The sequence below is a fragment of the Nostoc sp. NZL genome (genome assembly GCF_015714705.1).
Lineage (GTDB): Bacteria > Cyanobacteriota > Cyanobacteriia > Cyanobacteriales > Nostocaceae > Nostoc > Nostoc foliaceum_A.
The window spans coordinates 19,070-44,498 of record NZ_WBKL01000119.1 but is presented as its reverse complement, the minus strand read 5'-3'; the positions used below and the strand labels follow the sequence as shown (position 1 = coordinate 44,498).

Genomic DNA, 25,429 nt, shown 5'->3' with positions numbered 1-25,429 from the left:
CTTTTGCCATTTGTCCTTTGTCGCTAGTTTTTTACTAATGACCAATGACCAATGACCAATGACTAATCCGTGATTGTTACACCCATATTTTTAGCCGTTCCTGCCACAATCTTCATTGCCGCGTCTATGTCGTTGGCATTAAGATCGGGGAGTTTCGTTTGGGCAATTTCTTGCAATTGGGCTTTACTAATTGAACCAACCTTCTTTTTGTTGGGTTCATTCGAGCCTTTTTCAACTTTCGCCGCCTTCCGAATCAGCACTGATGCTGGTGGCGTTTTGAGTACAAATGTAAAACTCCGGTCTTCAAAAACCGAGATTTCTACAGGTATCACCATTCCAGCTTGGTCTGCTGTTTTGGCGTTGTACTCTTTGCAGAACATCATGATGTTAACGCCATGTTGACCCAAGGCGGGCCCCACTGGCGGTGCTGGGTTGGCTTTTCCAGCATTCAGGGCCAGTTTAATGACCGCCACTACTTTCTTCGCCATTTGTATTTAACTCTGTTTCTCTACCTGATTAAATTCCAATTCTACTGGTGTATCCCTGCCGAAAATTGAGAGCAAGGCTTTAAGTTTACTCCGTTCTGGAGAGACTTCAATTACCTCGCCTTCAAAATCTTTAAATGGCCCAGAAAGCACCATTATCTTATCACCAGTAGCCATGTCAATTTTGAGAACTGGCTCTTGTTCGCTGGTTTGTTTGAATATACGTTCTACTTCTGATGAACTCAGTGGTATGGGGTTCACATGACCGCGACCCTTACTGCTACCACGCTTTTGTTCTGCACCGACAAAGTTAATTACATGGGAGGTGTTTCGTACTACCTGCCAGGTATCATCATCCATCATCATCCGCACCAGCACATAGCCAGGGAAAACTTTTTCTTCTGTATGCTGGCGACTGCCATCTTTGCGGATTTTCACCGCTGGCGTTTGCGGAATTTCTACTTGGACAATTTTGTCAGCTACATCAAAAGTTTGAATGCGTTGCTCTAAGTTAGTCTTTACACGCTTTTCACAGCCTGAGGCTACTTGTACTGCATACCAGCGTGCTTCTTTTGACGCTGTTTCTGCTGTTTCTGCTGTTTCCTCCGACTGCAACGTTGAGTTGCGAGGTTCGTCTGTTGCAAAAGTCATCAGAACACCTGTTGTGCTGCCCAACTAAACAATCCATCGACCAAGTATATCAAAGATGCGGAGAGTGCCACCATTAACAACACAGCGGCGGATTCGCTCACTATCTGTTTCCGACTGGGCCAAACTACTTTTTCAAGTTCTTCTTTGGTTCCCTGTATGAAGTTGTTAAAGCTAAACCCATTTGTGGTTTCTGGCAATTCTGCTTCACTTTTTTTGGCCACGACCCTTAATCTCCCCGTTTGTCACTCAATTTTGGTCATCTAGGTTTGCAGTTTCGACTCTATTTCACTTAACTGAAAGCAAAACAACTACAAATACAATAAGTTTACCCGAAATTATTATCGCTAACTGCTAATATAGCAGTTGCGTAATTATTTCGGGCTTTGTTTTTTGCTCTTGAGCGCGCCCTGGAGGACTTGAACCCCCGACATCAGGTTTTGGAGACCTGCGTTCTACCAACTGAACTAAGAGCGCACAAGCTGTTTTTTATTCAGTCATTGCGCTGAACTAAATTTCAGTTTAACGCAATACGCGATTTTTATCATACCTCAGTTTCGTCGGGAAAACAAGTCAGCGGCAGATGCCGCTTAAGATTTCTCCCATACTATTGAAGGACGAATCACAAAGGGCGGTCAAACCGTTGCTTGATCCGGGTTGCCTTGCCTACGCGATCGCGGAGATAATACAGTTTAGCACGGCGGACTTTACCACGACGGATTACTTTGATGCTATCAATCCGCGGAGAATGCAACAGAAATACCCGCTCAACGCCTACACCTTGAAAAACCTTACGGACTGTAATCGTTTCGTTGATGCCACCATTACGCTTGGCAATCACTACTCCTTCGTAGGGTTGTACACGGTACTTTTCGCCTTCCTTGATTTTCACTCCTACTTTTACTGTGTCGCCCACATAAATGTCGGGCAGATTCGATTTTAGCTGTTCCGCTTCGATGGAGCGGATAATCTCTTGAGCGCTCATAGTCTTTCTGTCTGCTTAAAAAAATCTCACGATCATCAATGATAAATCGATAATCCTATTTCAGTCTACTTGTTGAGATTGATAATTTTACTGATACAACAGCCTAAAGTTCAAAGCTATATTGCAGAATGCTGTAACACAGGGGTGAAATTTATGAAATTTAGCGTCGTTATCAGTACCTATAATCGCTTGAACTTGCTGCAAAGAGCAATTGACTCGGCTCGTAACCAAACCATTGAGTGCGAGGTGGTTGTTGCCGATGACTGTTCTTCTGACGATACCCAAACCTATATCAAAAGCTTAGGGGACAAGGTTGTTTATCATCGTAACGAAGTGAACCTTGGCCATGCAGCAACGGTAAATGCTGGAGTTGCCAAAGCTAGCGGCGACTGGATTAAGTTTTTAGATGATGATGACTATTTAGCACCTAACTGCATAGAAGAGATGGCGAAGGCGATTGCACTTTGTCCCGATGCTGTAATCTGTTCTTGTGTCGCGGCTCAGGTAGATGGCAATGAAGTTGAACTCAGTCGCACCCCGCAAGTTGGCCCTGGATTAGCTTTTTATATTCCACAAGCCGATATTCATTACGGTATGCTCTTAGAGCTTGTACCCTTTGGTACGCCTGTACAAGTAGCTTGCCGCCGTGATGCTTTCCTGCAAACTGGTGGTTGGGACTCCACACTCGATGCTAACTGTGATGACATCGATTCGTGGATTCGGATTGCCCAGTTTGGCGATGCTATTTTCTTCAATCAGTGTCTTGCTTACCGCACTATCTGGCCTGGTGCTTATAATCAAAAGTTTTCTTTGTCTAGGCGGTTGGCTACAAATATTTTGATGAAGGAGAAAATTTACGCCTTGGTAAATGAGCAACATCGCTCAAAGATTCCCGTTTTTCAAGATATAAAAAATTACCTGAAACTCCATTGGATTTTAGTAGCACTGAAGCAAAAAAATATCAAGAGTTTTCTTTCAATGATAGATCCGTCTATAGTTTCCCCTCAGCCTTGGAAGTTTTTGCTAACTGCTGCCTCATCACGCCGCTCTCAGGGAAACAATTCTCAAGTTCGCAAACTTGTGTTAATTGAATCCTAAGAACCTACGAGGATTAAAACCATTAGAGAATTCCACAAAAAGGAATGTCCAAGTTTTTTGCTATGTCTTTGGGATAAGCCAGAAACCACTCATGTAGAGACGCGATAAATCGCGTCTAAAACACTGACACGTTAGAGAGACACGATAAATCGCCGTCTCTACAAAGAATGAACTCGTCAATTATTCCTTGACAGACTACTATTTCTGACTTGTGTGTACACCGTAGCCTAAAAGGAGAGAGACTTTGAATTTCCCCCTTCCTACTTCGAAAGTGGGTTAGGGAGTTAGGTTTTTGGTGGACTTTTCCACATAACGTGAAAAGTCAGGAATCCTACCTCCTTTTATCCCGATTTATTGAGCCGTTACTGAATAAGTCTTTAAAGCTAAGTGACTGATTATAAATGCTCTTAGCCAGTAGCTAGTGCCAATTTACGCACTAGCTACTGACTATCGTTGAAGACCTCAACAATAATGTTGATTTACACCCAGTTACTGATCTTTATTTTTTATACATATCTCAAATATTATGCGAATCATCCATATTTTGAACCACGTTCAAGAAATAGGTAACGGTATTGTGAATGTGGCTGTTGATCTGGCTTGTTTACAGGCTAAATCTGGTTATGAGGTAGCGGTTATTTCTGCTGGTGGTGAATATGAGAAATTACTAAATATTTGTGGTGTCAAACACTACCAATTAGACCAGACGAGGAAACCGATAAGTATTATCAAAGCAGCTGTGCGTTACCTGGCGATCGCAGCAGAATTTCAGCCGGATATTGTTCATGCACACATGATGACTGGAGTCATCCTCGCCCGCATTTTTAAAGGGCATAAGTATGCTTTAGTTTCTACAGTCCATAATGAATTTCAGCGTTCCAGTCTGCTGATGGGTTTAGCTGACAGAGTAATTGCCGTTAGCAAGGCTGTGCGAGATTCTATGGCAAGGCGCGGTATTTCAGAAAACAAGTTGCGGGTAGTATGTAATGGAACTTTGGGTAGTCCCCGCACTCGACAAATACAAGATTATCAACCTTTAGCATTACAACGACCAGCGATCGCTACCGTCGCCGGGATGTATCAACGGAAGGGAATTGCTGAATTAATTGCTGCCTTTGAGCAAATTGCCTCAGATTTTCCCCAAGCGCATCTTTATTTGGTAGGAAATGGCCCTGATAAACAGCTATTTGAGGCACAAGCACAAGCAACTTCTGTAAAAGAACGCATTCATTTTGAAGGCTTCCAGCCGTCACCTCAACGTTATCTCATATCTTGTGACATATTTGTGTTAGCTTCCCATCGTGATCCTTGCCCCTTGGTACTTTCGGAAGCTAGGGAAGCTGGAACTGCGATCGTTGGCACTCAGGTAGACGGAATTCCTGAAGCTTTGGACAATGGGCAAGCAGGTCTTTTAGTGCCAGCAAAAGATAGTAAGGCTTTGGCTGCGGTTTTAGTGCAATTACTAAGTAATGCCGATATGCTGCACGAATGGAAAAATCGGGCAAACCAAAACCTAGAGTGGCTGAGTGTTGCCCGCGTCCATCAAGAAACATTAACGGTGTATCGTGAATTAATTACAGAGTGAGAGGGTTAACAGTGTAGCGATCGCTTTAGTTTGAAAGCTACGCCCAAAGCGCCAAAGATCAGTACACCCAAAACATTAGTTGATTCAGGAATGGCGGTGTAAGAAGCACCCACCCGGATCGGCCCATCCTTATTCTCTTGCTCTGCTGGTATTGCTGGAATGATTCCACCACCTGGGGTTAAATTGGGCTGGGTAGAAAATAGATTGTAAAATATGTCTCCATCTCGGATTACGCCACCACTATAAGTAAGAATGTTGCCTTCGATGGTAACGTTTGTAAAGATATCCTCTAGACCAGGAGTACTAGAAAAACCAATCCTTCCATCTCCATCAACATCTCCCCACTGAACTGGCTCATTAGCAAATGGTGGATCAGCATCGGGATTAGTATAGAACAGCGTTTGTAAGTCAAAAACGAAGCTTCCCATATCATTCCCAGTGCCATTTATCAAGTTGTTAGCTCGATCTGGAACACCATATTCTATTATTTGTCCTGGTAGAATATCTGGCCCAAGAGTTCTTGGTTCCCTCGTTTGGAATATGTCTTCATTCACAGTCGTCACGATGGGTTCTACAAAGATGACGGCTCTCGCTGGTGTCCAAGACAAAAAACTAATTCCTGCTGCTCCTAGAACAGATAAGGCTATTTTGGTTGCGATTCTCTTCATGCTTGTGTCCTTTTCATATTGGTTAACAGAATGCTATACCTTGTGGTGAAATCAAACAGCAAAAACTCACTTTTCAATTGCTATCTACCTGCTAGATAAATAGAGGTTAATACGTGTCTACTCAGTGAGTTTATATCTACTCATAGGTTGATTTATAAAGCAATTCTTGTAATGCTTTATCACAATAGCTAGTAATTTCACGCAATCTTTATAAAAAATCTAAATTAGAACTTATGCGTTGACAGATTAGACAATATGTGGATTTTAAAAAGCTGATTTATCGCGTTTCTTAATTGGTTGTAATAGAGTCTGTTGGGAGGGGTGCACATCTCTCATTGGTAGCAATTTAAGCCAAAACACGAGAGAAAACCCTCGTTTCCAGGTCTAAGAAAGAAATGCAGATCATTGGGGGACTGCCGCTAATAAACGAGGCGGCAGCCCTCCAGTGGGCATTCTCAGCCAAAGACTGGAAACGAGGCAAATTAAGGACTTCAGACCTGATTTGATGCAATTTAAATGCTGATTAGCTGATAAATTTTTTGGTAAATCCACGCAACCGGATTAACACTGGCTTCGCCCAATTTCCACCCAACAAATCGTGCAACAGAGTATAAAAACAGGGGATGATAAACAGCGTCAGCACTGTTGCCAAAGACAAACCCGAAAACACTACCACGCCTAATGGTTGCAGAAATTCTGAGCCTTCCCCAATTCCTAAAGCTAGGGGAAACATACCTAAAACGGTGGTAATAGTTGTCATTAACACTGGTCGTAGGCGTTGAGGAGCAGCTTTCAACATGGCAGTTTTCCGGTCAACTTTTTCCCGTTCCAGAATTTGATTCGCCAATTCCACCATGATGATGGCGTTATTAACCACAATACCCACTAGCAAAACCGCACCGACAATCACTGTCGCCCCAATAGCAGTTTTGGTGATGTAAAGTCCAAAAATTCCCCCAGCTAATGCCAACGGAATTGTAAACATAATTACGAGTGGGTCAATGAGGGAATTGTATTGCACCGCCATCACCACAAAGACTAGAAAGGCTGCTAATCCACCTAACAGTTGCAGCGAGCTTTGGAGTTGCTGATTAGATTCTGCTGCTGAACTGGGCAATATACCAACGCCATCAGGTAAATCTATACTATCTATTATCGTGTTTACCTGTTCTAGGGCACCACTGAGGCTAGCTCCCTGAGTCAAGTTTCCAGCAATTAAGAAAACCTGACGCTGGTTGATTCGCTGAACCTCTCCTGGAGCTTGAGCCTCAGCAATTTTGGCAACATCGCTCAAGCGGATTTGGCGATTGTTATCCACAAACAACGGCAACCTCTCTAATTGAGAAGCTGCTTGTAATGATTTTTCATTCAACTTTACCCGGACATCGACTAAACGGTTGCCGCGTTGCAACTGAGTTGGTACGCTACCTTCAAGAGCAGTCTGAATTGTTTCTCCAATCTCTGTAGTAGTTAACCCTAAAGCCGAAACCCTCTCCCAGTCAGGAAGAATCTGAATTTCTGGTTGGCGATCGTCTGCATCGGGACGGAATCTAGCTAGGGTGGCTTGTTCTTCCAAGGCTGATAGTACCTGACGACCAGCCTGTTCTAAAGTATTTGCGTCATTTCCCTGAAGCATTACGTCAACATCAGCACCACGGATGGGAGAGTTACTGAGAATCAAACCCCGCACTTGACCAGGGGAAAGGCGCAGGCGAATTCCTGCTAAATTTAGCTTGTTCAACTCCTGGGTAACTCGTTCTACATAAGCTTGCACATTAGTACCTGTTTTCAGGGTAATGTTGCTGGAAGCTCGTAGGGCATTAGCATTGGTAGTGTTTCCAAAGAGGGAGCCACCAATTGTAGAGAAAACATATTCCGTTTCTGGCTGCTTGCGGATAATCTCATCCACCGCAACCATTACTTTTTGGTTGGTTTCTAAAGGTGTACCGGGAGGAAACTGGGCATTTAAGTTGGCTTGTCCGGTGTTGATGCGGGGAAGAATTTCCTGGGGAATTTGCGGTGCCATCCATAAACTAGCGCCGCCGAAAAAGATAATAGCGATCGCCACTGTAGCCACCCGCCAGCGTAATATCGCAGCTAAAAAATTGCCATATCCTCTCGTAGAAGCATCAAAGCGGCTATTAAACTTTTGCAACAGCCAAAATTCGCTCAGACGACTGGAAAATTTCCATGCCAACATGCGGGAGGCAAGCATCGGTACAACAGTCACGGCAATCAAAATTGAAGCCGCAACAGAAAAGGTGATGGTCAGAATTAACTCATTGAAGAGTAGTGCGATAAAGCCGCCGATGAGCAAAAACGGCAACACTGCCACTAAGTTTGTACTAGTGGAAGCAACTAAAGCTGATTCTACTTCTTGGCTACTTTTTTCAGCCTGGTAAATTAGTTGCTGCGAAGTCAAGCGGGTTTTATTATCCTTACCGGGAGTCATCCCAGCACCCTCAGCAATGTTCTCCAACATAACGATGGAGTTATCTACCACAATACCCACACCCAGCGCTAGACCACCCAAACTAAAAACATTGAGAGATAAGCCAAATAGCCCCATCAAGATGATGGCAGCTAGGGTTGCTAGGGGGATGGCTAGGACGATGATGAAAGTTTGTCGTAGAGAACCGAGAAATAGAAGAACTGCGATCGCTGCTAGTGCAGTGCCGATCAACCCAGAACTGGTAACATTCGAGATGGAATTTTGGATAAACCGCGACTCATCCAAGGTGGGTGTAAGAACTGTCCCTTCGGGAATTACTCCAGATTGCCGGAGTTCTTCCAAGCGTTTTTTCACACCCTCGACAACGTTGATGGTGTTGGCATCCGGCTGCTTTTGGATGCTGACTTTTACAGCTTCTTCTCCGTTGAGTAAGACGTACACCCGTTGTTGTTCTGAGCCATCAATGACTTCGGCAAAGTCGCGCAAATAGACGCGGCGGTTGGGAGTAGAGGAGGTAGGGGTAGATGAGGTCGATGATGTAGCGGGGGAAGAGACTTCAAAAGAAAGATTGCTGATTTCATTGGCATTTTGGAACCGCCCAACGGTACGGGTTAATGGTTCAGAATTCTGCCCTAAAATCCGACCGCCAGAAATATCTATGTTGCGATCTCTGAGTTCATCTAAGACATCGGTCAAACCTACACCCAAAGCTTGCAACCGATCCAAATCAATATTGACCCTAACTTCTTCTTGAACTCCTCCCGATATGTCTACCCCTGCGACTCCGGATACAACACTCAGTTCGCGGGCTAGTTCTTCTTCGGCAAAAACGCGCAAATCAACGCCTTCTAGAGAGGGTGAAGTTAATGCCAATTCGTAAACTGGTAACTGCGAAGGATCGACTTTAAATAAACGTGGTTCTTCGATGGCCTCTGGTAATGTGCTTCTAGCTCTGTTAAAAGCAGCTGTAGCGTCGTTTAAAGCTTGGTCAATATTGCCACCGGGTTGAAAGAACAGATCCAAGTTTATCTGTCCCTCACGAGTTTGGGAAAAAATCTGTACCACACCCTCGGTAGCGGCAAAAGCTTCTTCCAGTGGTCTTGTGACTTCATCAACTGCTACCTCTGGGGAAACTCCAGGTGCTTGTATTCGCACACCAATTCGAGGATAGGTAATTGATGGTAGTAGATCCACGGGTAATTTGACGACAAAAAAGACACCCAGCACTATCACTGCTAGGGTGAGCATGAGTGTGCCGATGTGTTGGCGGATTGATATAGCGCTGAGGCTAAATCCGCCACCATTTTTTACTTGCTGCATTACTGTCGCTGTGCTCCAATTAAAAAGGCAAAATGAAAAATTCCAAAAGACATTTTGAATTTTTAATTCCCTTGAGGGACTGACTCTGCTGTTTCGGAAAGAATTGATAAACGTACAGCGTCACCATCTTTTAAGGGTTGACCACTGCGAACAACATACCGTTCTCCTGATTGCAAGCCAGATAAAATTTCTACTTTGCCATCAGCTCTTTTTCCTAAAGTGACAGCACGCGATGCCACTTTCGTCTTGCCTTCTGTGTCTTTCACCACAAATAGCGTCCCAGTTAAGTTTTCTGCCCTTGCGGCATTAGCTGCGTTGGATGAGGGAGAGGGCTGTTGGTTTGTTTGTGTCTTACCTGTACTTTTGGAGTTGTTGCCCCCTGCTTGTTTCTGAATAGCTGTTTGCGGCACTACAACTCGCTGTTGAGTCTGGTTTTCAAAATTGACTCGCGCCAGCAGTCCACTACCAATCTTCCCTTGAGTGTTGGGAATCACTACTTCTACAGGTATCAAGCGAGCTGTGGCATCCGCAGCTGGGGAAATGCGCGTAACTCTGCCCATTAATGTTTCGTTGGGGAAAGCATCTAAGCGCACTTGTACAGACTGCCCAACCTGAATTTGTGCCAGTTCTAATTCGGAAACTTGCACGACGACTTTGACACGGTTAAAGTCGCCAATTTTCAAGACTTCGCTACCTGCTTGCAGAAGGTTGCCAGGTTCTGTCACCTTTTCTGTGACTACGCCAGTGATGGGGGATGTGAGCCGAGCGTAAGACCTACGCTCTTTGGTTTGAGCAACCAATGCCTGTTGGGCAATTACTCTACCTTGGGCAGCGGCGACAGCTTGCTGTTCTGTACGGACTTGCTCTTGAGCCGCCCGCAGTGCTTGGGCAGCTGTTTGTGCCTGGGTACGTGCTTGTTGGGCAGTTTGTTCAGCGATCGCTCCGGCTTTGAATAGATTCTGTTGCCGTTCTGAGTCTGCCTGAGCTTGCACCACTTCTAGCCGCGCCCGTTCAACGTCTGCACGGGCATTGCTTACCTGATTGGTTGCCCTAGCTACTTCTGATTTGAGGGCAGCTAGTTCTGCTTCTGCTTGCTTTAATTCGGTCAAAAGTATGGCATCATCTAACTGCCCGACGTTTTGCCCAAGCTTTACTGTATCGCCCACATCTAAGTTCAAAGCCAACAACCGAGCTTCTACCTGCGATCGCAGTGATACAATTCGAAAGGGTGTTGTATTACCTGTGTATTCTGGTTGTGTTTGCAGCGAGTCGGTTCGAGCGATCGCCACATCTACAGGTGTTGCACTACCGCGTTCTCCAGCACCAGGTTGCTGAGATTGTGCTCCGGCTGATTCTTTGGGTAGTGATCCGCAACTCGCCGTCAGCAGTCCTATACCTACCAAACAGGGAATTAATAAACTTCTTACAGAAGTGGAGAAAAAGAAGTAATTTTCCCCTTTCGCTTTTCCACCTGTTGAATTAGTACTGTTTGCAAGAAGTCTACTCTTTAAATCTGCGCTCGCCACTTCACTATTCACAAATGAATCTAACTGGATATTAATTAGTTGGTTAGCGACTCCGTGATCTTTCATTTTCACCTGTTTGTGCGGCTTATTCGTGTCCAAAATCATTCATTTTTCTCCTATTGGGGAGCTTTTGGGGTTAAACAGCCGTGTTTTACCAAGTAATTTTGAGAGATATAATTAACCAAAAACGGCGAGAATGAATAAGCTGTCTAACAGTAAGTTTCTGTATCAGAAATTACTGTTTTCCCACAAAAGTCCAAAATTTCTCACCGCTCTACTTCTGACGCAGAGGTAGATAAATCTTCTTGCAGATAATAAATTATAAACTTAGTATAAATATTTGTCATTTTTCTGGAATCTACCCATAGGAGAAACCTCGATTTTTCTAAAGATATGAAAATTTTTGTTCTATATCATAATATGGGCAGTATTACAATAATTGCTCTTATTCTTACATATTTATTTTTCTCCTGGCATAAATACTACTACGTATAGGATTTTATTTACTATATTAAGAATGTTAAAGATTTATTGCTTTTTTAAGTCTATAATGTAGTGGAAAACACTATTTTTTCTTACCCCGCTTGCGTAATATGGCAAGAAACAGGGCGATAAGTACCATAGCAACAACAGCAAGAATGAAGTTTTTTGCCAGAAATATATTTGCATTAGGTGAGGAAGGTAAGGCGTGACATCATTGCTCAAAATCGTACAAACCACTAATGAATCCCAGATTTCCGAATTTTTCCAGGAATCAGCAGGTAAGTGGCGATCGCAACGACGCTACTACACCCTACCTGAGGGAGAAACTAAGGAGATAGAAAGTATAGTTACGATCAATTTTTTAGAACAGGGCTGTGATGAATTGCAAAAGCTAGCTCAGATGCACGATTTGTCTGATACAGGTAGTTTAATCTGTGGTGCAGCAGTTGTATGGGAAAGTACGGATGTGCTGAAGACAAAGAAGGAGTCACAAGGTTCAACAATATTTGGGGTGATGGGAAACATTTTGTATCGCGATCGCGGTTTTGCCATATCCAAACCAGTCACCGCCCAGTATTATTTCTCCAACCCGAAAACACTGTGTTTGCGAACTGAATACAACGGTTCAGTATTTGAGGAAGAGTTAAAGCTAATTGGCAGTAAATACCGCACCAGACAGACCATCATCTCTCGTGCTGGTGAGCAGTTGATGATTGGCCAATATTTAGAAAAGAGAATAGAGAGTTAGTTTATTTTTGAATTTTGAATTTTGAATTGTTAACGGGTGGGTGTGGCTGGGGGCTATAGCCTCACCCGTTTTGGAACTACCCAGCATCTAGCTATCAACTGGCAATATAACTTTTTATAACAGTTTTTCAAACTTTCCCCCAGAAAGTTCCCTGCCATGTAATCATGGGAAATGAAATGAGAATTAATTCGGCGACAGTGTTTGTTTTTAGTATTGACAGGCTTTTCCCTTTTGGTATTACAGACTTCTCTCCGAAATCTAAATCTCTACAAACTTATGATTTTGGAGACATTTAATGTCAATTTACGTTGGTAACCTCTCCTATGAAGTTACACAAGATGCGCTGAGTGCTGTTTTTGCAGAATATGGTGCTGTAAAGCGTGTTCAGCTACCTACTGACCGTGAAACAGGCCGTTTACGCGGCTTTGCTTTCGTGGAAATGAGTTCAGAAGATGAAGAAACAAAAGCCATTGAAGCGCTTGATGGTGCTGAATGGCTGGGTCGTGACCTTAAAGTGAATAAGGCCAAGCCCAGAGAAGACCGAGGTGGAGGTGGTTCTTTCGGTGGTAATCGTGGCGGTGGTGGCGGCGGCTACAACCGTGGCGGTGGTGGTCGCTACTAAGCTAAGTAGGCGAAAGTCATTTAGTTGAATCTAGAAAAGGCTCAGGCAGGAATGCTTGAGCCTTTTTTATGCAAAACTTTACTTGTTGTTCATAATCTTCATGTTCCTTTCGAGTAGCTAGACGGGCGCTGATGATATGGATAACATTGGAAAGCTCAGTGAAAGAAATCAACAGCAAGAGATTTTGTTGAGAGTGACCAATAAAACCACAAGAGAGCATAAAATATGCAAAACACTCTAAAAGATACAGTCACAAATAAATTCTTGAACTAGGCGATCGCATCTCTCCAGACAAGCTTACCAATAGGCGATTCTTGAAAACAAGATGATATGCGATCACTCTGCAAACTTCTACTTTTACCTCATAACTCCAAACTTCGAGTTTAAAACTCGACACTTCAGTTTTATAGAGAGGACTGGGGTTTAGAGAATAGTTTTAGACTACCCTTTAGCATCTCACTGCCCCATTCCCAATTAATAATGTGTTCCCGACTTGCGATGATGCACTGCTGTAGCGCCATCTTGATTTAGGACTTTACCATTCTCGACAGTCGCATAAACTAGCCAGTGGTCGCCAGATTCCATCCGATTTTTTACGGAACATTCAAGATATGCTAGGGCATCCGTAAGTATGGGAGAACCGTTTTCCGCTTCTTCGGCGGCGACATCAGCAAATCGGTCTTGTCCTGGACCGAATGGTTTGAGGAAGTGCTTCATCAATCCCAAATGATTGCCTTCTTTAAGTATGTTGAGGACAAATTTATTTCCTGTATGCGTCAGTGTTTCTACTGCGCGTTCTTTAGCGACGGCGATGGTTAAACCAGGTGGATTAAAGCTAGCTTGAGCTACCCAAGAGGCTAACATGGCACTGGAGCGATCGCCTTCTTTTGCTGTGAGAACACAAAGAGAACCGACAATCCGACCAACTGCTTGTTCTACAGTTGTTGCAGGTTGACTTGGCGATCGCACTTTTCTAGCTTTCTTCAGGGCTTGGGCAAAGTCGGTTCCAGCTTCTTCACATAATTGTAAGGTGGCATCGTCGGGTTTGAATTTGACGCGGATGGTGTCAAAACCAAACCGATAGCCAGCATCTTTCAATTTACCTTCAATTAAATCAACTGCTTCCCCACTCCAGCCAAAGGAACCAAAGACACCAGCGAGTTTATTGTTAGTAGCAGTGGATAGTACAATTCCTAAAGCTGTTTGCACGGGTGTGGGTGCATGACCGCCGAGAGTCGGAGAACCGATGATGAAACCACCGGCTTTCTCTACAGCCGCCCGGATTTCTTCTGGTTCAGTAAATTCGCAGTTAATCGATTCTACAGCGACACCGGCTTTTGTGATGCCACGAGCGATCGCTTGGGCTAATGTTGCCGTATTCCCATAAGCCGACGCATAAATTAGCGCTACTGTCAAGTCAGCAGATGTTTGCTGCTGACTCCATTGGCGATAAGCTTTGGTCAGGTCGATTAAGCCATAGCGTACCAAAGGCCCGTGTCCAGTGGCATACATTCTCACTGGAAAATCAGCTAGTTTATCCAGCGCTGTTTCAACTTGACGGGCGTGGGGAGCCATGAGGCAATCAAAATAATAGCGCCGATCCTCGTTATATACTTCCCAGCCTTCATCAAATACCTGATCTCCACAAACATGCGCCCCAAATAACTTGTCTGAGTAAAGAATTTCTGTTTGGGGATCGTATGTGCAAAGTTGATCTGCATAGCGGGGATTGGGGGTGGGGATAAATTGTAAATTATGCCCGTTGCCTAAATCGAGGGTTTCTTCGCCCCGCATCACAATAATTTGTAAATCTGGATTTTCCAGCGCACTACGTAAATTGATTGCCCCTGGATTAGAACAAACAAAAGTGATTTGCGGGGCAATTTCCAACAAAGCTTTTAAAGTTGCAGCGCGGTTGGGGTTGATGTGTCCCAAAATTACATAATCTAAGTCTTCGAGATGGAAACGCTGCTGCAACGCTTTTAAATAAATTTCCGTAAACGTTTCCCCTGGAGGATCGATTATAGCTGTTTTCTCGCTTTCGATTAAATAAGAATTAGCAGTTGTACCCTTAGCAAGAGCGTATTCAATTTCAAACCTGAGCCTTGACCAACTGCGCGATCGCAGTATTCTTGTATCTGTAGCTATTGGATAAACTTGAACATCACGGGGTTTATTTGTTGACATGGCTGTTTAGGGAGTTAGGAGTTATGAATTAGGAGTTATGAATTATGAGTTAGGAGTTGAAGAAAGTGGTTAATTCAAAGCTCTGTACTTCCAAGACGATGTATTTCGTTAAGCTCGTCCTTACAACTCCTAACTCCTTACTTTTTAATAGTGGTTTCCAACTTTTCTGTGATGCACAGCAGTTAAAGCATCTGGCTTAGAAACTCGTCCGGCATAGACGGTGCTGTATACTGCCCAATGGTCGCCGCAATCCATTCTACTGACGACTTCGCACTCCATGTAGGCGAGGGCATCGTTGAGGATGGGGGCACCATTTTCGGCTGGCTGGGTTCTCACTCCTTCAAAGCGATCGGCACCAGGGGCGAACCGCTTCAAAAAGTGCTTCATGAGTGGTTGGAAATTGCCTTCTTCTAAGATGTTGAGAACAAAGCGATCGCCTACTTGCATGAGTGATTCAATTGCCCGATCTTTGGCGACTGCAATGGAGAATCCCAAGGGTTTGAAGCTAGCTTGAGCAACCCAAGAAGCTAACATGGCACTGGAAACATCGCCTTTTTTGGCGGTGATGATATATAAGCCACCGCTGAGTCTACCTAATGCTTTATCTAAGTCAGCACCAAGGGATTTCATGGCTTTGATACTGCGATCGCGTGTTACCCATTGAGCTAAGTCTGTACCCGCTTCTTCACATAGCTTGTAAGTGTTTTCTGTGGGCGTTTGTTTAATCCGAATCGCTGGAAAAACTGTTGTCAAACCCAAATTGCGGAATTTACTCAGCAAAGGATCTATTGGCTCATCATCGCCACCGCCAGTTTCAAACGCGCCGATAGCCTGCTTTTCTTTAGCAGATCCTAAAACTGTGCTGAGTGCAGCTTGAATGCTCGCAGCGCCACAAGCCGGAGGTAGACCAACAATTAGTCCAGTACAACGGCTAACTAATTCCCGCAGTTCTTGTAAATCTACTTCAGATCCCAAATCAACAATTTCCACGGCGACACCAGTTTTACCGATGCCGTTGGCAATTGCTTGAGCGAGGCGATCGCTATACCCATATTCGGAAACGTAAAATATCCCAATCGTTGTTTCTGCCTTGGTTTGCGTTTGACTCCAAGTGCGGTAACGTCCAACCAGTTCTTCAACATTATGGGATAATAATGGTCCGTGTCCTGTGGCAATCATACCGATGGTTTTCAGTTCTCCCATCCGCTTCAGGGCAGATAAAACTGACCGGGCATTCGGCCCCATCAAGCAATCGTAGTAGTAATGAAAGTCTTCTTCGATCGCCGCCAAGTCTTCATCAAAGGTGCTATCTGAGCAATAGTGCAACCCAAAAGCATCGCAGGTATAGAGAATTTTTGTTTTGTGGTCGAAACTGAAAATGGTATCCGGCCAATGTAAATTTGGAGCAATCACGAATTCAAATTCATGCCCATTGCCCAAATCTAAGCGATCGCCATTTTTCACAATCCGCCGTTTAAATGGCTGATGTACGAAATCCTCAAGAAACTGAATCGCCACCTTAGAGCCAACAACGGTAATATCTGGAGCCATTTGCAGCAAATCTTTAACTAAACCGCTATGGTCTGGCTCGGTGTGGCTGATAATCAAATAATCAATATCAGTTGGCTTGATTAGTCCGGTCAGCGTATCGAAGTATAGTTGACGAAACTTTTCGTGGGAGGTGTCAACTAAAGCAGTTTGCTCCCCACGGATGAGAAACGAGTTATAAGTAGTACCGTTTTGCAGACCAAACTCAATATCGAAGCGATCGCGATCCCAATCCAAAGAGCGAATAGCCGTCGTCTCTTGAGCGATTTCTACAGTCTGTATGGTGAGCCGTTTTTCAGTTTTTTCGGTGAGCGCTACCATAACTCCCTCCTTGACACAATGAGTATTTGTTCCTCTAGGTTTATTGTTACACGGCTTGAATGTTAATTTTTATTAAAAAACCTATGACTGACTTAAAAAAGTTAAAAGTGTGAAACCGCATAAACACCCAGAACACACAGAGAATGTTTGGCTAGCTTTGGAAATTGGAAATTCTCGGTTGCATTGGGCATTATTTTTAGGAGAGACGCTTTACTCAGTTTGGGATACCGACCATCTACCTGAGTCTGTTATACAACAACTGGCTGAATGTCAAACCCTAAATGATTTACTAGAAAAAAATTTTCCATCTCATCAGAGAACTAATGAACAAGAAGGATACGGAGACAATTCCCTTCCTCTCTTTGCGTCTCTCCCTCCCCTCCTCGTCGCCTCCGTAGTTCCCAGCCAAACTGCTATTTGGCAAGCTTACCCAAATACTCATGTTATTACCTTAGACCAATTACCACTAACAGGTGTTTATCCCACACTAGGAATTGACCGCGCTTTAGCTTTATGGGGTGCAGGGAAAACATGGGGTTTTCCAATGTTGGTGATTGATGCTGGGACAGCACTAACTTTTACTGCTGCGGATGCTAATGAGTGTCTAGTTGGAGGTGCAATTCTGCCGGGATTAGGCTTACAATTTACAACTCTCGGTCAAAAAACAGGACAATTACCATTAGTAGAAATACAAAATTTCCCGTCTCTACCACCACGTTTTGCACTTAATACTACAGAAGCAATTCAAAGTGGGGTTATTTACACTCTCTTAGCTGGAATTAAAGATTTTGTGGAAGCGTGGTTGCAATTATTTCCTAATGGGAAGATTGTGATTAAAGGGGGCGATCGCACTTTCTTACTAAACTATCTACAAGCTTTATATCCTGAAATTGCAGAACATTTAATTGTGGAACCAAATTTAATTTTTTGGGGAATGCGAGAAATAGCAAAACTGCTCTAAGTTAGACCCAGAGCAGCTTAAGATTAATCAATTAGAAGGTCGGAATTGAGCTTTGATTCTCTGAGCAATGGAAGTAGCTTCACGGCGAATCCTCTCAGGGTCAACCGTGAGCATCCTACGTTTTTCCATGAGAACTTGCCCATTTACAATCACAGTATCAACATCTTGGGAATCTGCTGCATAAACAAGATGCGAGATCACATCGTAAAGCGGGAGCAAGTGTGGTTCTTTAAGCTGGACTTGAATTAGGTCTGCTTGAAGTCCCACCTTAATCGCACCAATTTTATCTGATAAGCCGAGTGCTTCTGCACCGCCAAGTGTTGCCATACGCAAAACTGTCTTCGCCGGTACAGCAGTGGGGTCAAGGGTAGTCCCTTTATGAATGAGGGCGGTGAGGCGAATTGCCTTCCACATATCAAGAACGTTATTCGATGCGGCTCCATCCGTACCTAAACCAACTTTAATTCCCGCTTTCAGCATCGCCGGAATCGGCGCAAAACCAGAAGCCAGTTTCAAATTCGAGTCAGGATTGTGGATAACACCAACACCGCGTTTAGCCAGCAGGGCGATTTCACTTGCGTTAGGCCAGACAACGTGTGCAGCAAATACACGCGGTTCCAGGAAGCCGAGATTGTCTAAATGTTTGACTGGGGTTGCGTTATAGCGTTGCTGGACATCTTTAACTTCAGCTTGTGTCTCTGCCAGGTGAATTGTCAACGGCACATCGTAATGACGCGCAGCGCGAATAGCTTGGACGAGATGCTCTGGCGAGACGGTGTAGGGAGCGTGCGGAGCAATAGCGGGTATTATACGTTCGTTCTTACCTTTCCAACGTTTCAGAAAATTTATCGACGAGGCAAAGGCATCATCCCATCCTTGGAAACCAGGGCTAGGAAAATCTATTGACGAGGGCGCAATAATGGCGCGTAAGCCGCATTCACTAACGACTTTGGCAGCGACATCTGGCTGAAAGTACATATCAACAAAGGTTGTTGTGCCACCGCGTATCATCTCCCAGCAGGCAAGCTGTTCGCCAACACGGACAAAATTTTCATCAACGAACTTCCCTTCTGCTGGGAAGATGTAATTCTGGAGCCAATCCTGCAACGCTAAGTCGTCCGCAAGACCACGAAACAGAACCATTGCTGAGTGAGAATGACCGTTGACCAGACCCGGCATCAGCACCAGACCGTCGCCTGGCAGCGTCCTGTCGGCTCTGTAAGATGACGTGATTTTGTATTGTGTATCTACTGCAACAATTTTGCCGTCCTTAATGGCGATCGCACCATTGTGGATGACAGGTTGTGCCTCGTTCATCGTTACGATGAAATCGCCACCCACAATCAGTTGTACTCTTTGCTTCCCTTGAGCAACTAGATTATAGTTACTCTGAGCAATAACTATCTGACCGAAAAAGACGAACAACGTCGTACAGACAAAAAGAACTAATAGCTTATAGTATTTTGTCAGATGATATTTCACACTAAAATATCCTTGTTGAATTTTTGTCGTGACTTTATCATCCGTCTAATTGCTACTAATTTCACCATTAAAAATTGTGATTTACACTCATATATCTGTAAGCATTCTTCACAAATTGTTAGTCTTGAATAGCAACCTTTAATCGTTTCTTAATCACTTTGTTTGGAGAAAAATCATCGTTACTAAATTAAGACTCTTATTAAAAATGAGAATTGATTATAGAGATATTAACGTAAGTTGCTAGTTAGTGCCACAGAATGGTATCAATAGGATACAAAAACTCCATTTTTTAGTATTTTTAGATACTAAATTTTAGATATTTGTACTTAAAAATAGGAGTTTTTTGATAACTAGCAACTTGGGTTATTAGGAAATAAACCTTCAAACGCCGTTATTGTTTGAATTTAAAAAGTTGCTTTTGAATTTTCTGATCCCAGAATAATTAAAGATGGTCACAGATATCTAAAGGTTCTGTGACCATCTTTCATAAATCTTGGAAAAGTTAAGGAATTTTTGATATTTAAATCAACGAAAAATTAAAGTTTTATTAGAGTGACCCAAGAGGGTTAAGCTTTGGCTTTCTGAGCAGCAACTTGTCTACGCTTTATCAACCAGGCGATGCTACCAGTGAGAACTGTGCCACCCGTTGTTAATGGTTCAGGGACTGGGGTAGTAGAGGTAATATTAATTAATCCATTGTTCTGATCTATTGTTCCCTCATTAGGATTTCTCAGACTAAGGTCTAAACCAACAGTTCCGAACAGATAATAATCTGTACTTTGCCCGTTATCCTGACCTACATCAAAGTACCCAAACAAAGACTTCGTGGCTGTATCATAGTTGAAGTCTAAAAAATCATAAACAATACTCCCATTAGTAATCGGAGCAAAACTATTCAACAATTTTTGACTTGGGTCAAAAAAAGAAACTGCGATGGATTGAAGTTTTGAATTGTCTATGGTTGTGTAACCTTGAGTTTCATCATAGGAAAATGAGCCTCTAGCTGAATACCCAGTATTACCAGTCCAATCAAAGTTGAGTGTAACTGCATGGACTGGCGTAGCTTTTAGTAAACCCAGGCTTATCACTACCCCAGCAGTAGTAACGATACAAAGCTTTTGAGTTAATTTCATCAGAAAAGTTTTTCCAATTTAATAATCTGTATAAAGCCGCTCTGGGCTTAGTATAGATTACTGCATTGCTTTGTTAAAAATAATTTTAATATCAATTCTTTGTAAAGTTGCATACTTTGCGGTTGCTTCCAGCAAAACGATAAGTCCAAATGCTCAATTCCCTTTAATAAACTCCCGAATCTGAACTGCCACAACCCCAGCCGAAGATTCTGGTAAGTCATTTCCGGCATGAGCAATCATTTTCAACTCGACTTTCGGCATCAGTTGAGCATAAACCCGGCTCTTGGCTAAAGCATCTGGTGTATCTTGGCCACCTTGTAAAATAAAAACTGGCACATCTATCATGTAAAGCCGCTTTTGTACTAATTCCGCCTCAATTTCTGCTTGTCGCCGTTTGAAAAGTAACTGGCAACCGATGGGATACGGCAATAGCGACTGACGCAGCTGCAAGTCTTGTGCAATTTTTTCATGCCAACCTAAGATTTTAGTGAAGGGAGTTAGCGATCGCAACAATTTAACTAATAGTGGTGGATAGCTCAGTAATCGCCGCATCTTCTGGCAATACTGTTCTTGTCCTTCAATCTCTACACCCTCTGGTGCGAACAGTATCAAACCATCAACTTTCTCTGGATACTTTAAAGCATAGCTAGCAGCAATCCAACCCCCAAGAGAATGCCCTACTAAATATACTTTTTCTAATTTGACAGCTTGTAGGAATTCAGCTAAACACTCTACTTGTAAATCTATCGAATGGTGGATATTCGGATTTTCTGATTCACCAAACCCTAGCAAATCAGGTGCAAAGCAATGGAAATCTTGTGCAAGGGACTCCATCACAGATAACCATTGACTGCTCTCATTCCAAGCACCATGTAGAAAAATTATAGGAGTTTTTTCACCGACTTCACGCCAGAATATTAGCCCTTGAGAGAGCTTTATCCGCGAGTTACGGAATAGTGTATCCATTTTAATTTAGTAGTTAACTTTTAGCACCATAATAAATAGTCATTGGTCATTGGTCATTAGTAATTAGTTTTGGGAAAATTACAAAGAGAAAAGTGTGAGCCGTTCGCGTAGCGTCTCGTAGACAAAAGAGGCTTCCTTAAATCATATACTTTGGCAGCTAATGACTAATGACTAATGACTCATGACTAATGACTCATGACTCATGACTCATGACTAACAACTAAATATTGTTATGCCAGTGTTGTCAAGCCATTCAAGTAGTCTTGCAACTGCCGAGTATGGTCGTGAGACATCTGTCCTGAAGGTAGCAAATTGGGAGAGAAAGCTTGGATTTCTATGACTTCCAAAGTATCTTGAATCTCCATTGTCCCATGCACCTCGGCTTCAACCACAATACAAATTGAATGGATTCTGGGATCGCGGTCTGGTGCTGAGTAAACTCCTACCAAACGATTAATTTTCACCAATTCTAGCCCGGTTTCCTCGATCAATTCCCGGCGGACTGTGTTGGGAATATCTTCTCCCCAATCCACCATGCCTCCAGGCAATGCCCAAAGACCATCATCACGCCGTCGGATCAGTACTATCCGACCATCGGGTAAAATTGGGATGATACTAGTGCCAGTAATGGGATGACGAAATATTATACCCAATACTGTTTGTCCAATACGCCATAAGCTACGTGTGGACTGGACAGCTGCCGGAAAAAAAGCAATAACGTTCAAACTTCAAAATTTTTGTATTGTATTCTATAGTTCTCTACCACTTACATAGACTCAACTAATAAAATTCTTGTTGAGTTTTGTTTTATACTAAGATGTTTGTGGGTTGAGATTTTATTCTTACGATTTACGTAGAATATTATTAATTCTAACATCAAGTTTCAATAGAAGCACCGTATTCATATATACATATTATTTGTTAAGCCAGGAAACTTTTCAGTTTATCACTAATATTCGTTTTGCCCAAATCAGCTATCACTAATAGTTTTTCAACATCTATTCAAAAAATTAATTTGAATAAGAAGTTAAAATCTAGAATTCAGAAGAGATAATTAAGCGGGGTTTGGTTTGAGACCGCCACCTAATTCTTGATAATATTGTTTGGCTTGTTCCAAGAACAACTAGTTAGTTAATTTACATCTATTTGACGAATTTGAATCTTAGAAAAGTTATTTTTTGTCTAGCTGGCGAAGATAATTTAGAATTTTTCTTGACAGAGCAAGGTTGAATGCGGTAGACTAGTACACTGTTTAAAGCGTATTTATTGCTGCACTAGGCTACAAGTATATCAATGACATTGGTAGCTGATATTGCCTACGTGATGCCTAGTTGCTACTTTTTTTGTTGTTTATTAATGAGGTGAACATGGCCAAGCGCCGTAACCCGAAAAAAGAAAAGGCGCTACGGAACCAGGCGTATGCCAGAAAGTTTCGTAAACGAACTACGACAGGAAGAATGCAGAGAAGGTTCCAACAACGACCACCCAAGAGTGAAGAAGAAGAAGGCGCAGCAACAGCAGCTGACACTGACTAAGCTGTCTGCTTAAATCCTTGTTATTTAGATTATTTATTTTTTAGGGCGCACATTTGTACGCCCTTATTTTTTAATCGATAGCGATTTGAGCGCGGGCGGCTATGAGTGCTTTGCTTACCTGTGCAAAGCCAGTACCACCGTAACTATTACGGGCTGCTACAACTTGACGGGGGGATATCGCCTCATAAATATCTTCTGAAAATGCGGGATGTAGTTTTTGCCATTCTTCCAATTTCAAATCTTTCAGCAGTTTACCTGCGGCAATACTAGTTTTTACCACCTTACCCACAAGGTTATAAGCTTCCCGGAAAGGAACACCCCGTGCTGCCAGATAATCTGCTACATCGGTAGCATTGGAAAAATCTTCCGCCACAGCTTCTGCTAACCGCTGGGTACGAAATTCCAAGCCTTCCCTAAGCAAAATCGTCATCGCTTCTAGAGAGGCTTTGACTGTGTTAACGCTATCAAATAGACCTTCTTTATCTTCTTGTAAGTCTTTGTTATATGCCAGAGGTAGCCCCTTCATAATCACCAACATTGCTTGCAGATGGCCGAATACACGTCCTGTTTTCCCCCGTACCAATTCTGGGACATCGGGGTTTTTCTTTTGGGGCATGATACTGGAACCAGTAGCACAGCTATCTTTAAGGGTGACAAAGCGAAATTCCTCAGATGACCAAAGAATGACTTCTTCTGCAAGACGGCTGAGGTGAACCATAATCAAGCTAGCAGCACACAAGAATTCGATCGCAAAATCGCGATCGCTCACTCCATCGAGGCTATTGGCATAAATATCGTCAAAATTCAGTAGTTTGGCTGTGTAGTGGCGATCAATGGGGAAAGTAGTTCCCGCTAAAGCACCGCACCCCAAAGGTGAGATATTCACACGGCGAGAAACATCTCCTAAGCGTTCGCAGTCACGTTGCGCCATTTGAAAGTATGCCAAAAGGTGGTGAGCTAAACTCACAGGTTGGGCGCGTTGTAGGTGAGTATAGCCAGGAATCAGAGTTTCAACGTGCTTTTCGGCTATATCCAGTAAAACACCTTGGAATTCTCGCAATTCGCTTTTAATTTGTTGGATTTGGTCGCGGAGGTAGAGTCTGGTATCAGTCCCAACTTGATCATTACGCGATCGCGCTGTATGCACCTTTTTACCAACATCGCCGACAATTTCTGTCAGTCGTCGTTCAACTGCAAAATGTACATCTTCAGCATCGACACCAGGCTGAAATTGTCCCTGACGGTATTCTTGGCGAATTTTTTCTAAACCTGCAACCAGTTGCTCGCCTTCTTCTTGGGAGATAATGCCCGTGTGAGCGAGCATTTTGGCATGGGCTTGAGAACCAGTGAGGTCATATTCTATTAATTCAATATCAAAACCGATACTGGCATTAAAACGAGCGATCGCTGGATGCAATGCTGATTCAAACCGCTGGCTCCAAGTTTGTTTTTCGGTCATAAATTATGAAAGAAGTGGGGGAGAGTTAAGAGTTAAGAGTGAGAAGTTATGAGTTTCTGACTCCTAACTTCTCACTCCTCACTTTCAACTCCTAACTTTTAAATTTAACCGTAGCTAGTTAGATTCCGAATCATATAGCCAATGACTAAACCAATCAACAATGCCCACACTTGACCTGTTTGTATAAAGTGGTTCCAAGATTTTTGCATCTGACCCATCAAGTCTGGATCAGTAATTGTTTGTGCTAGTAGTGCTGTCAAATTTACAGGCAAATACCAATATAACTGAGAGATCAAATCGCTGTAATGGCTCATATTTGGTGATTAAGAGGTTGGGGTGGCAAATTCCAGTATCAGTTTATTTGTTACATAAATTACTGACGTTGTACTGTAATATTGCATATAACCTCAATGTCTTAACTCAAGATATAGCTGATGCCAACCGCAATTTCTCGGCAGTTCGCAAAATTTGCCCCGCCAAAACTGCTGCGCCAAAACCATTATCGATATTTACTACACCTACTCCCGCAGCACAAGAGTTAAGCATTGTTAATAAAGGTGCTAAACCGCCAAAACTTGCGCCATAACCGATGCTGGTGGGTACGGCAATTACAGGACAACTCGCTAAACCAGCGACAACGCTGGGTAAAGCACCTTCCATCCCCGCCACGACAATCAACACTGATGCTGACTCAATCAGGTGGCGGTTACTTAATAAGCGGTGAATCCCAGCAACGCCAACATCCCAGAGGCGCTGGACGCGAAAACCAGAAAGTTCAGCAGTCACAGCAGCTTCTTCAGCAACGGCTAAATCGGCGGTACCAGCAGAAAGAATGCCAATTTCCCCCTGGAATTGTGGTTCGATGGTAGGGGGAGCGATCGCACAAATTCGCGCCGATTGGTAATATCGTAAATCGCTAACTTTTGATTGCAGTACAGTATAAACTGCTGGTTCAATGCGAGTGGCCATCACCACCGGGTTGCGAAGGCGCATCACCTCCATAATTTGAGCAATTTGATCGGGAGTTTTACCAGGGCCCCAAATCACTTCTGGGAAACCAGTTCTTAGCTGGCGATGATGGTCAATTTTGGCAAATTCACCCACGGATTCATAAGTTAAGTCTTTGAGTGAGTCTAATGCCGTATCTGGCGTAACTTTACCCTTAGCAACCGCTTCGAGGAGCGATCGCAATGTTTTTTCATCTGTCATTAGTCCTT

Annotated in this window: 22 protein-coding genes and 1 tRNA gene; 6 read left to right on the top strand and 17 right to left on the bottom strand. The window is 43.3% G+C overall.

All coding sequences use genetic code 11. The annotated features are described in order from the left end of the window. Nucleotides 1-62 precede the first annotated feature (62 nt). The 5 genes from rplK to rplS form a co-directional block, all read right to left on the bottom strand. A complete protein-coding gene (rplK, locus tag F8R90_RS16730; RefSeq protein WP_100898684.1) occupies nt 63-488 on the bottom strand; it encodes a 50S ribosomal protein L11 in 426 nt (141 codons plus the stop codon). Nucleotides 489-494: 6 nt separating this feature from the next. Then, nucleotides 495-1,136, bottom strand: coding sequence for a transcription termination/antitermination protein NusG (gene nusG / locus F8R90_RS16725; protein ID WP_190894721.1), 642 nt, complete (start codon nt 1,134-1,136; stop codon nt 495-497). Continuing rightward, on the bottom strand, nt 1,136-1,357 hold the full coding sequence (gene secE, locus F8R90_RS16720) for a preprotein translocase subunit SecE (RefSeq protein ID WP_190894722.1): 222 nt from the start codon (nt 1,355-1,357) through the stop codon (nt 1,136-1,138). Before secE ends, nusG begins: the two co-directional genes overlap by 1 nt. Nucleotides 1,358-1,537: 180 nt before the next feature. Next, nucleotides 1,538-1,610 (bottom strand) — tRNA-Trp (locus tag F8R90_RS16715). Nucleotides 1,611-1,755: 145 nt separating this feature from the next. Further along, a complete protein-coding gene (gene rplS / locus F8R90_RS16710) occupies nt 1,756-2,118 on the bottom strand; it encodes a 50S ribosomal protein L19 (RefSeq protein WP_190734030.1) in 363 nt (120 codons plus the stop codon). 153 nt (nt 2,119-2,271) lie between these two features. Between rplS and F8R90_RS16705 the strand changes: the two genes are divergently transcribed. Continuing rightward, entirely contained in the window at nt 2,272-3,216 is a 945-nt protein-coding gene (locus F8R90_RS16705; protein ID WP_196511682.1) for a glycosyltransferase family 2 protein, read from the top strand. Nucleotides 3,217-3,742: 526 nt separating this feature from the next. After that, nucleotides 3,743-4,801, top strand: coding sequence for a glycosyltransferase family 4 protein (locus F8R90_RS16700; RefSeq protein ID WP_196511681.1), 1,059 nt, complete (start codon nt 3,743-3,745; stop codon nt 4,799-4,801). 5 nt (nt 4,802-4,806) lie between these two features. Here the strand turns inward: F8R90_RS16700 and F8R90_RS16695 are convergent, their stop codons facing one another. The 3 genes from F8R90_RS16695 to F8R90_RS16685 form a co-directional block, all read right to left on the bottom strand. After that, nucleotides 4,807-5,469 carry a hypothetical protein gene (locus F8R90_RS16695; RefSeq protein WP_196511680.1) on the bottom strand — a complete coding sequence of 221 codons (663 nt, stop codon included), beginning with the start codon at nt 5,467-5,469 and terminating at the stop codon, nt 4,807-4,809. Nucleotides 5,470-5,992: 523 nt separating this feature from the next. Next, on the bottom strand, nt 5,993-9,241 hold the full coding sequence (locus tag F8R90_RS16690) for an efflux RND transporter permease subunit (RefSeq protein ID WP_196511679.1): 3,249 nt from the start codon (nt 9,239-9,241) through the stop codon (nt 5,993-5,995). Nucleotides 9,242-9,303: 62 nt separating this feature from the next. After that, nucleotides 9,304-10,833 carry an efflux RND transporter periplasmic adaptor subunit gene (locus F8R90_RS16685; protein ID WP_196511678.1) on the bottom strand — a complete coding sequence of 510 codons (1,530 nt, stop codon included), beginning with the start codon at nt 10,831-10,833 and terminating at the stop codon, nt 9,304-9,306. A gap of 622 nt (nt 10,834-11,455) precedes the next feature. On the opposite strand from F8R90_RS16685, the gene F8R90_RS16680 reads away from it, so the two are divergent. Further along, entirely contained in the window at nt 11,456-11,998 is a 543-nt protein-coding gene (locus F8R90_RS16680; protein ID WP_196511677.1) for a phycobiliprotein lyase, read from the top strand. 295 nt (nt 11,999-12,293) lie between these two features. Further along, nucleotides 12,294-12,620 carry an RNA recognition motif domain-containing protein gene (locus F8R90_RS16675; RefSeq protein WP_196511676.1) on the top strand — a complete coding sequence of 109 codons (327 nt, stop codon included), beginning with the start codon at nt 12,294-12,296 and terminating at the stop codon, nt 12,618-12,620. 474 nt (nt 12,621-13,094) lie between these two features. On the opposite strand, the gene F8R90_RS16670 is transcribed toward F8R90_RS16675, so the two are convergent. Then, entirely contained in the window at nt 13,095-14,807 is a 1,713-nt protein-coding gene (locus F8R90_RS16670) for a diflavin flavoprotein (RefSeq protein WP_196511675.1), read from the bottom strand. Between the two features lie 144 nt (nt 14,808-14,951). After that, entirely contained in the window at nt 14,952-16,676 is a 1,725-nt protein-coding gene (locus F8R90_RS16665; RefSeq protein WP_196511674.1) for a diflavin flavoprotein, read from the bottom strand. 109 nt (nt 16,677-16,785) lie between these two features. Here F8R90_RS16665 and F8R90_RS16660 point away from each other — a divergent pair, with 109 nt between their 5' ends. Further along, nucleotides 16,786-17,637 (top strand): pantothenate kinase, encoded by an 852-nt coding sequence (locus F8R90_RS16660; protein WP_196511673.1) that lies wholly within the window; start codon nt 16,786-16,788, stop codon nt 17,635-17,637. Between the two features lie 27 nt (nt 17,638-17,664). Here the strand turns inward: F8R90_RS16660 and F8R90_RS16655 are convergent, their stop codons facing one another. The 4 genes from F8R90_RS16655 to F8R90_RS16640 all read right to left on the bottom strand — a co-directional run bounded on the left by F8R90_RS16655 (nt 17,665) and on the right by F8R90_RS16640 (nt 21,943). Further along, nucleotides 17,665-19,119: an amidohydrolase gene (locus F8R90_RS16655; RefSeq protein ID WP_331000671.1), complete on the bottom strand. Its 1,455-nt coding sequence runs from the start codon at nt 19,117-19,119 to the stop codon at nt 17,665-17,667. A 566-nt stretch (nt 19,120-19,685) separates the two neighbouring features. Beyond that, nucleotides 19,686-20,252: a PEP-CTERM sorting domain-containing protein gene (locus F8R90_RS16650; protein ID WP_196511672.1), complete on the bottom strand. Its 567-nt coding sequence runs from the start codon at nt 20,250-20,252 to the stop codon at nt 19,686-19,688. A gap of 153 nt (nt 20,253-20,405) precedes the next feature. After that, complete coding sequence (locus F8R90_RS16645; RefSeq protein ID WP_196511671.1) at nt 20,406-21,218, bottom strand: alpha/beta fold hydrolase; 813 nt, start codon at nt 21,216-21,218, stop codon at nt 20,406-20,408. A 230-nt stretch (nt 21,219-21,448) separates the two neighbouring features. Further along, complete coding sequence (locus F8R90_RS16640) at nt 21,449-21,943, bottom strand: NUDIX hydrolase (protein WP_196511670.1); 495 nt, start codon at nt 21,941-21,943, stop codon at nt 21,449-21,451. Between the two features lie 642 nt (nt 21,944-22,585). Between F8R90_RS16640 and F8R90_RS16635 the strand changes: the two genes are divergently transcribed. Next, nucleotides 22,586-22,753 carry a hypothetical protein gene (locus F8R90_RS16635; protein ID WP_012412073.1) on the top strand — a complete coding sequence of 56 codons (168 nt, stop codon included), beginning with the start codon at nt 22,586-22,588 and terminating at the stop codon, nt 22,751-22,753. A gap of 70 nt (nt 22,754-22,823) precedes the next feature. Here F8R90_RS16635 and argH read toward each other — a convergent pair whose 3' ends face one another. From argH to larB, 3 genes are all read right to left on the bottom strand, one after another. Beyond that, entirely contained in the window at nt 22,824-24,212 is a 1,389-nt protein-coding gene (gene argH / locus F8R90_RS16630) for an argininosuccinate lyase (RefSeq protein ID WP_196511669.1), read from the bottom strand. A gap of 104 nt (nt 24,213-24,316) precedes the next feature. After that, nucleotides 24,317-24,526, bottom strand: a complete 210-nt coding sequence (locus tag F8R90_RS16625; protein ID WP_196511668.1) for a hypothetical protein — start codon at nt 24,524-24,526, stop codon at nt 24,317-24,319. A 106-nt stretch (nt 24,527-24,632) separates the two neighbouring features. Next, nucleotides 24,633-25,421: a nickel pincer cofactor biosynthesis protein LarB gene (gene larB / locus F8R90_RS16620; protein WP_196511667.1), complete on the bottom strand. Its 789-nt coding sequence runs from the start codon at nt 25,419-25,421 to the stop codon at nt 24,633-24,635. Between the last annotated feature and the right edge of the window lie 8 nt (nt 25,422-25,429).

What these genes read in the sequence shown, in the direction of transcription:
- F8R90_RS16625 (WP_196511668.1), bottom strand. Translation starts at nt 24,526, where the DNA reads ATGAGCCATTACAGCGATTTGATCTCTCAGTTATATTGGTATTTGCCT.
- F8R90_RS16700 (WP_196511681.1), top strand. Translation starts at nt 3,743, where the DNA reads ATGCGAATCATCCATATTTTGAACCACGTTCAAGAAATAGGTAACGGT.
- F8R90_RS16695 (WP_196511680.1), bottom strand. Translation starts at nt 5,469, where the DNA reads ATGAAGAGAATCGCAACCAAAATAGCCTTATCTGTTCTAGGAGCAGCA.
- argH (WP_196511669.1), bottom strand. Translation starts at nt 24,212, where the DNA reads ATGACCGAAAAACAAACTTGGAGCCAGCGGTTTGAATCAGCATTGCAT.
- rplS (WP_190734030.1), bottom strand. Translation starts at nt 2,118, where the DNA reads ATGAGCGCTCAAGAGATTATCCGCTCCATCGAAGCGGAACAGCTAAAA.
- F8R90_RS16690 (WP_196511679.1), bottom strand. Translation starts at nt 9,241, where the DNA reads ATGCAGCAAGTAAAAAATGGTGGCGGATTTAGCCTCAGCGCTATATCA.
- F8R90_RS16665 (WP_196511674.1), bottom strand. Translation starts at nt 16,676, where the DNA reads ATGGTAGCGCTCACCGAAAAAACTGAAAAACGGCTCACCATACAGACT.
- F8R90_RS16675 (WP_196511676.1), top strand. Translation starts at nt 12,294, where the DNA reads ATGTCAATTTACGTTGGTAACCTCTCCTATGAAGTTACACAAGATGCG.
- F8R90_RS16645 (WP_196511671.1), bottom strand. Translation starts at nt 21,218, where the DNA reads ATGGATACACTATTCCGTAACTCGCGGATAAAGCTCTCTCAAGGGCTA.
- F8R90_RS16650 (WP_196511672.1), bottom strand. Translation starts at nt 20,252, where the DNA reads ATGAAATTAACTCAAAAGCTTTGTATCGTTACTACTGCTGGGGTAGTG.
- nusG (WP_190894721.1), bottom strand. Translation starts at nt 1,136, where the DNA reads ATGACTTTTGCAACAGACGAACCTCGCAACTCAACGTTGCAGTCGGAG.
- F8R90_RS16685 (WP_196511678.1), bottom strand. Translation starts at nt 10,833, where the DNA reads ATGAAAGATCACGGAGTCGCTAACCAACTAATTAATATCCAGTTAGAT.
- larB (WP_196511667.1), bottom strand. Translation starts at nt 25,421, where the DNA reads ATGACAGATGAAAAAACATTGCGATCGCTCCTCGAAGCGGTTGCTAAG.
- rplK (WP_100898684.1), bottom strand. Translation starts at nt 488, where the DNA reads ATGGCGAAGAAAGTAGTGGCGGTCATTAAACTGGCCCTGAATGCTGGA.
- F8R90_RS16635 (WP_012412073.1), top strand. Translation starts at nt 22,586, where the DNA reads ATGGCCAAGCGCCGTAACCCGAAAAAAGAAAAGGCGCTACGGAACCAG.
- F8R90_RS16705 (WP_196511682.1), top strand. Translation starts at nt 2,272, where the DNA reads ATGAAATTTAGCGTCGTTATCAGTACCTATAATCGCTTGAACTTGCTG.
- F8R90_RS16670 (WP_196511675.1), bottom strand. Translation starts at nt 14,807, where the DNA reads ATGTCAACAAATAAACCCCGTGATGTTCAAGTTTATCCAATAGCTACA.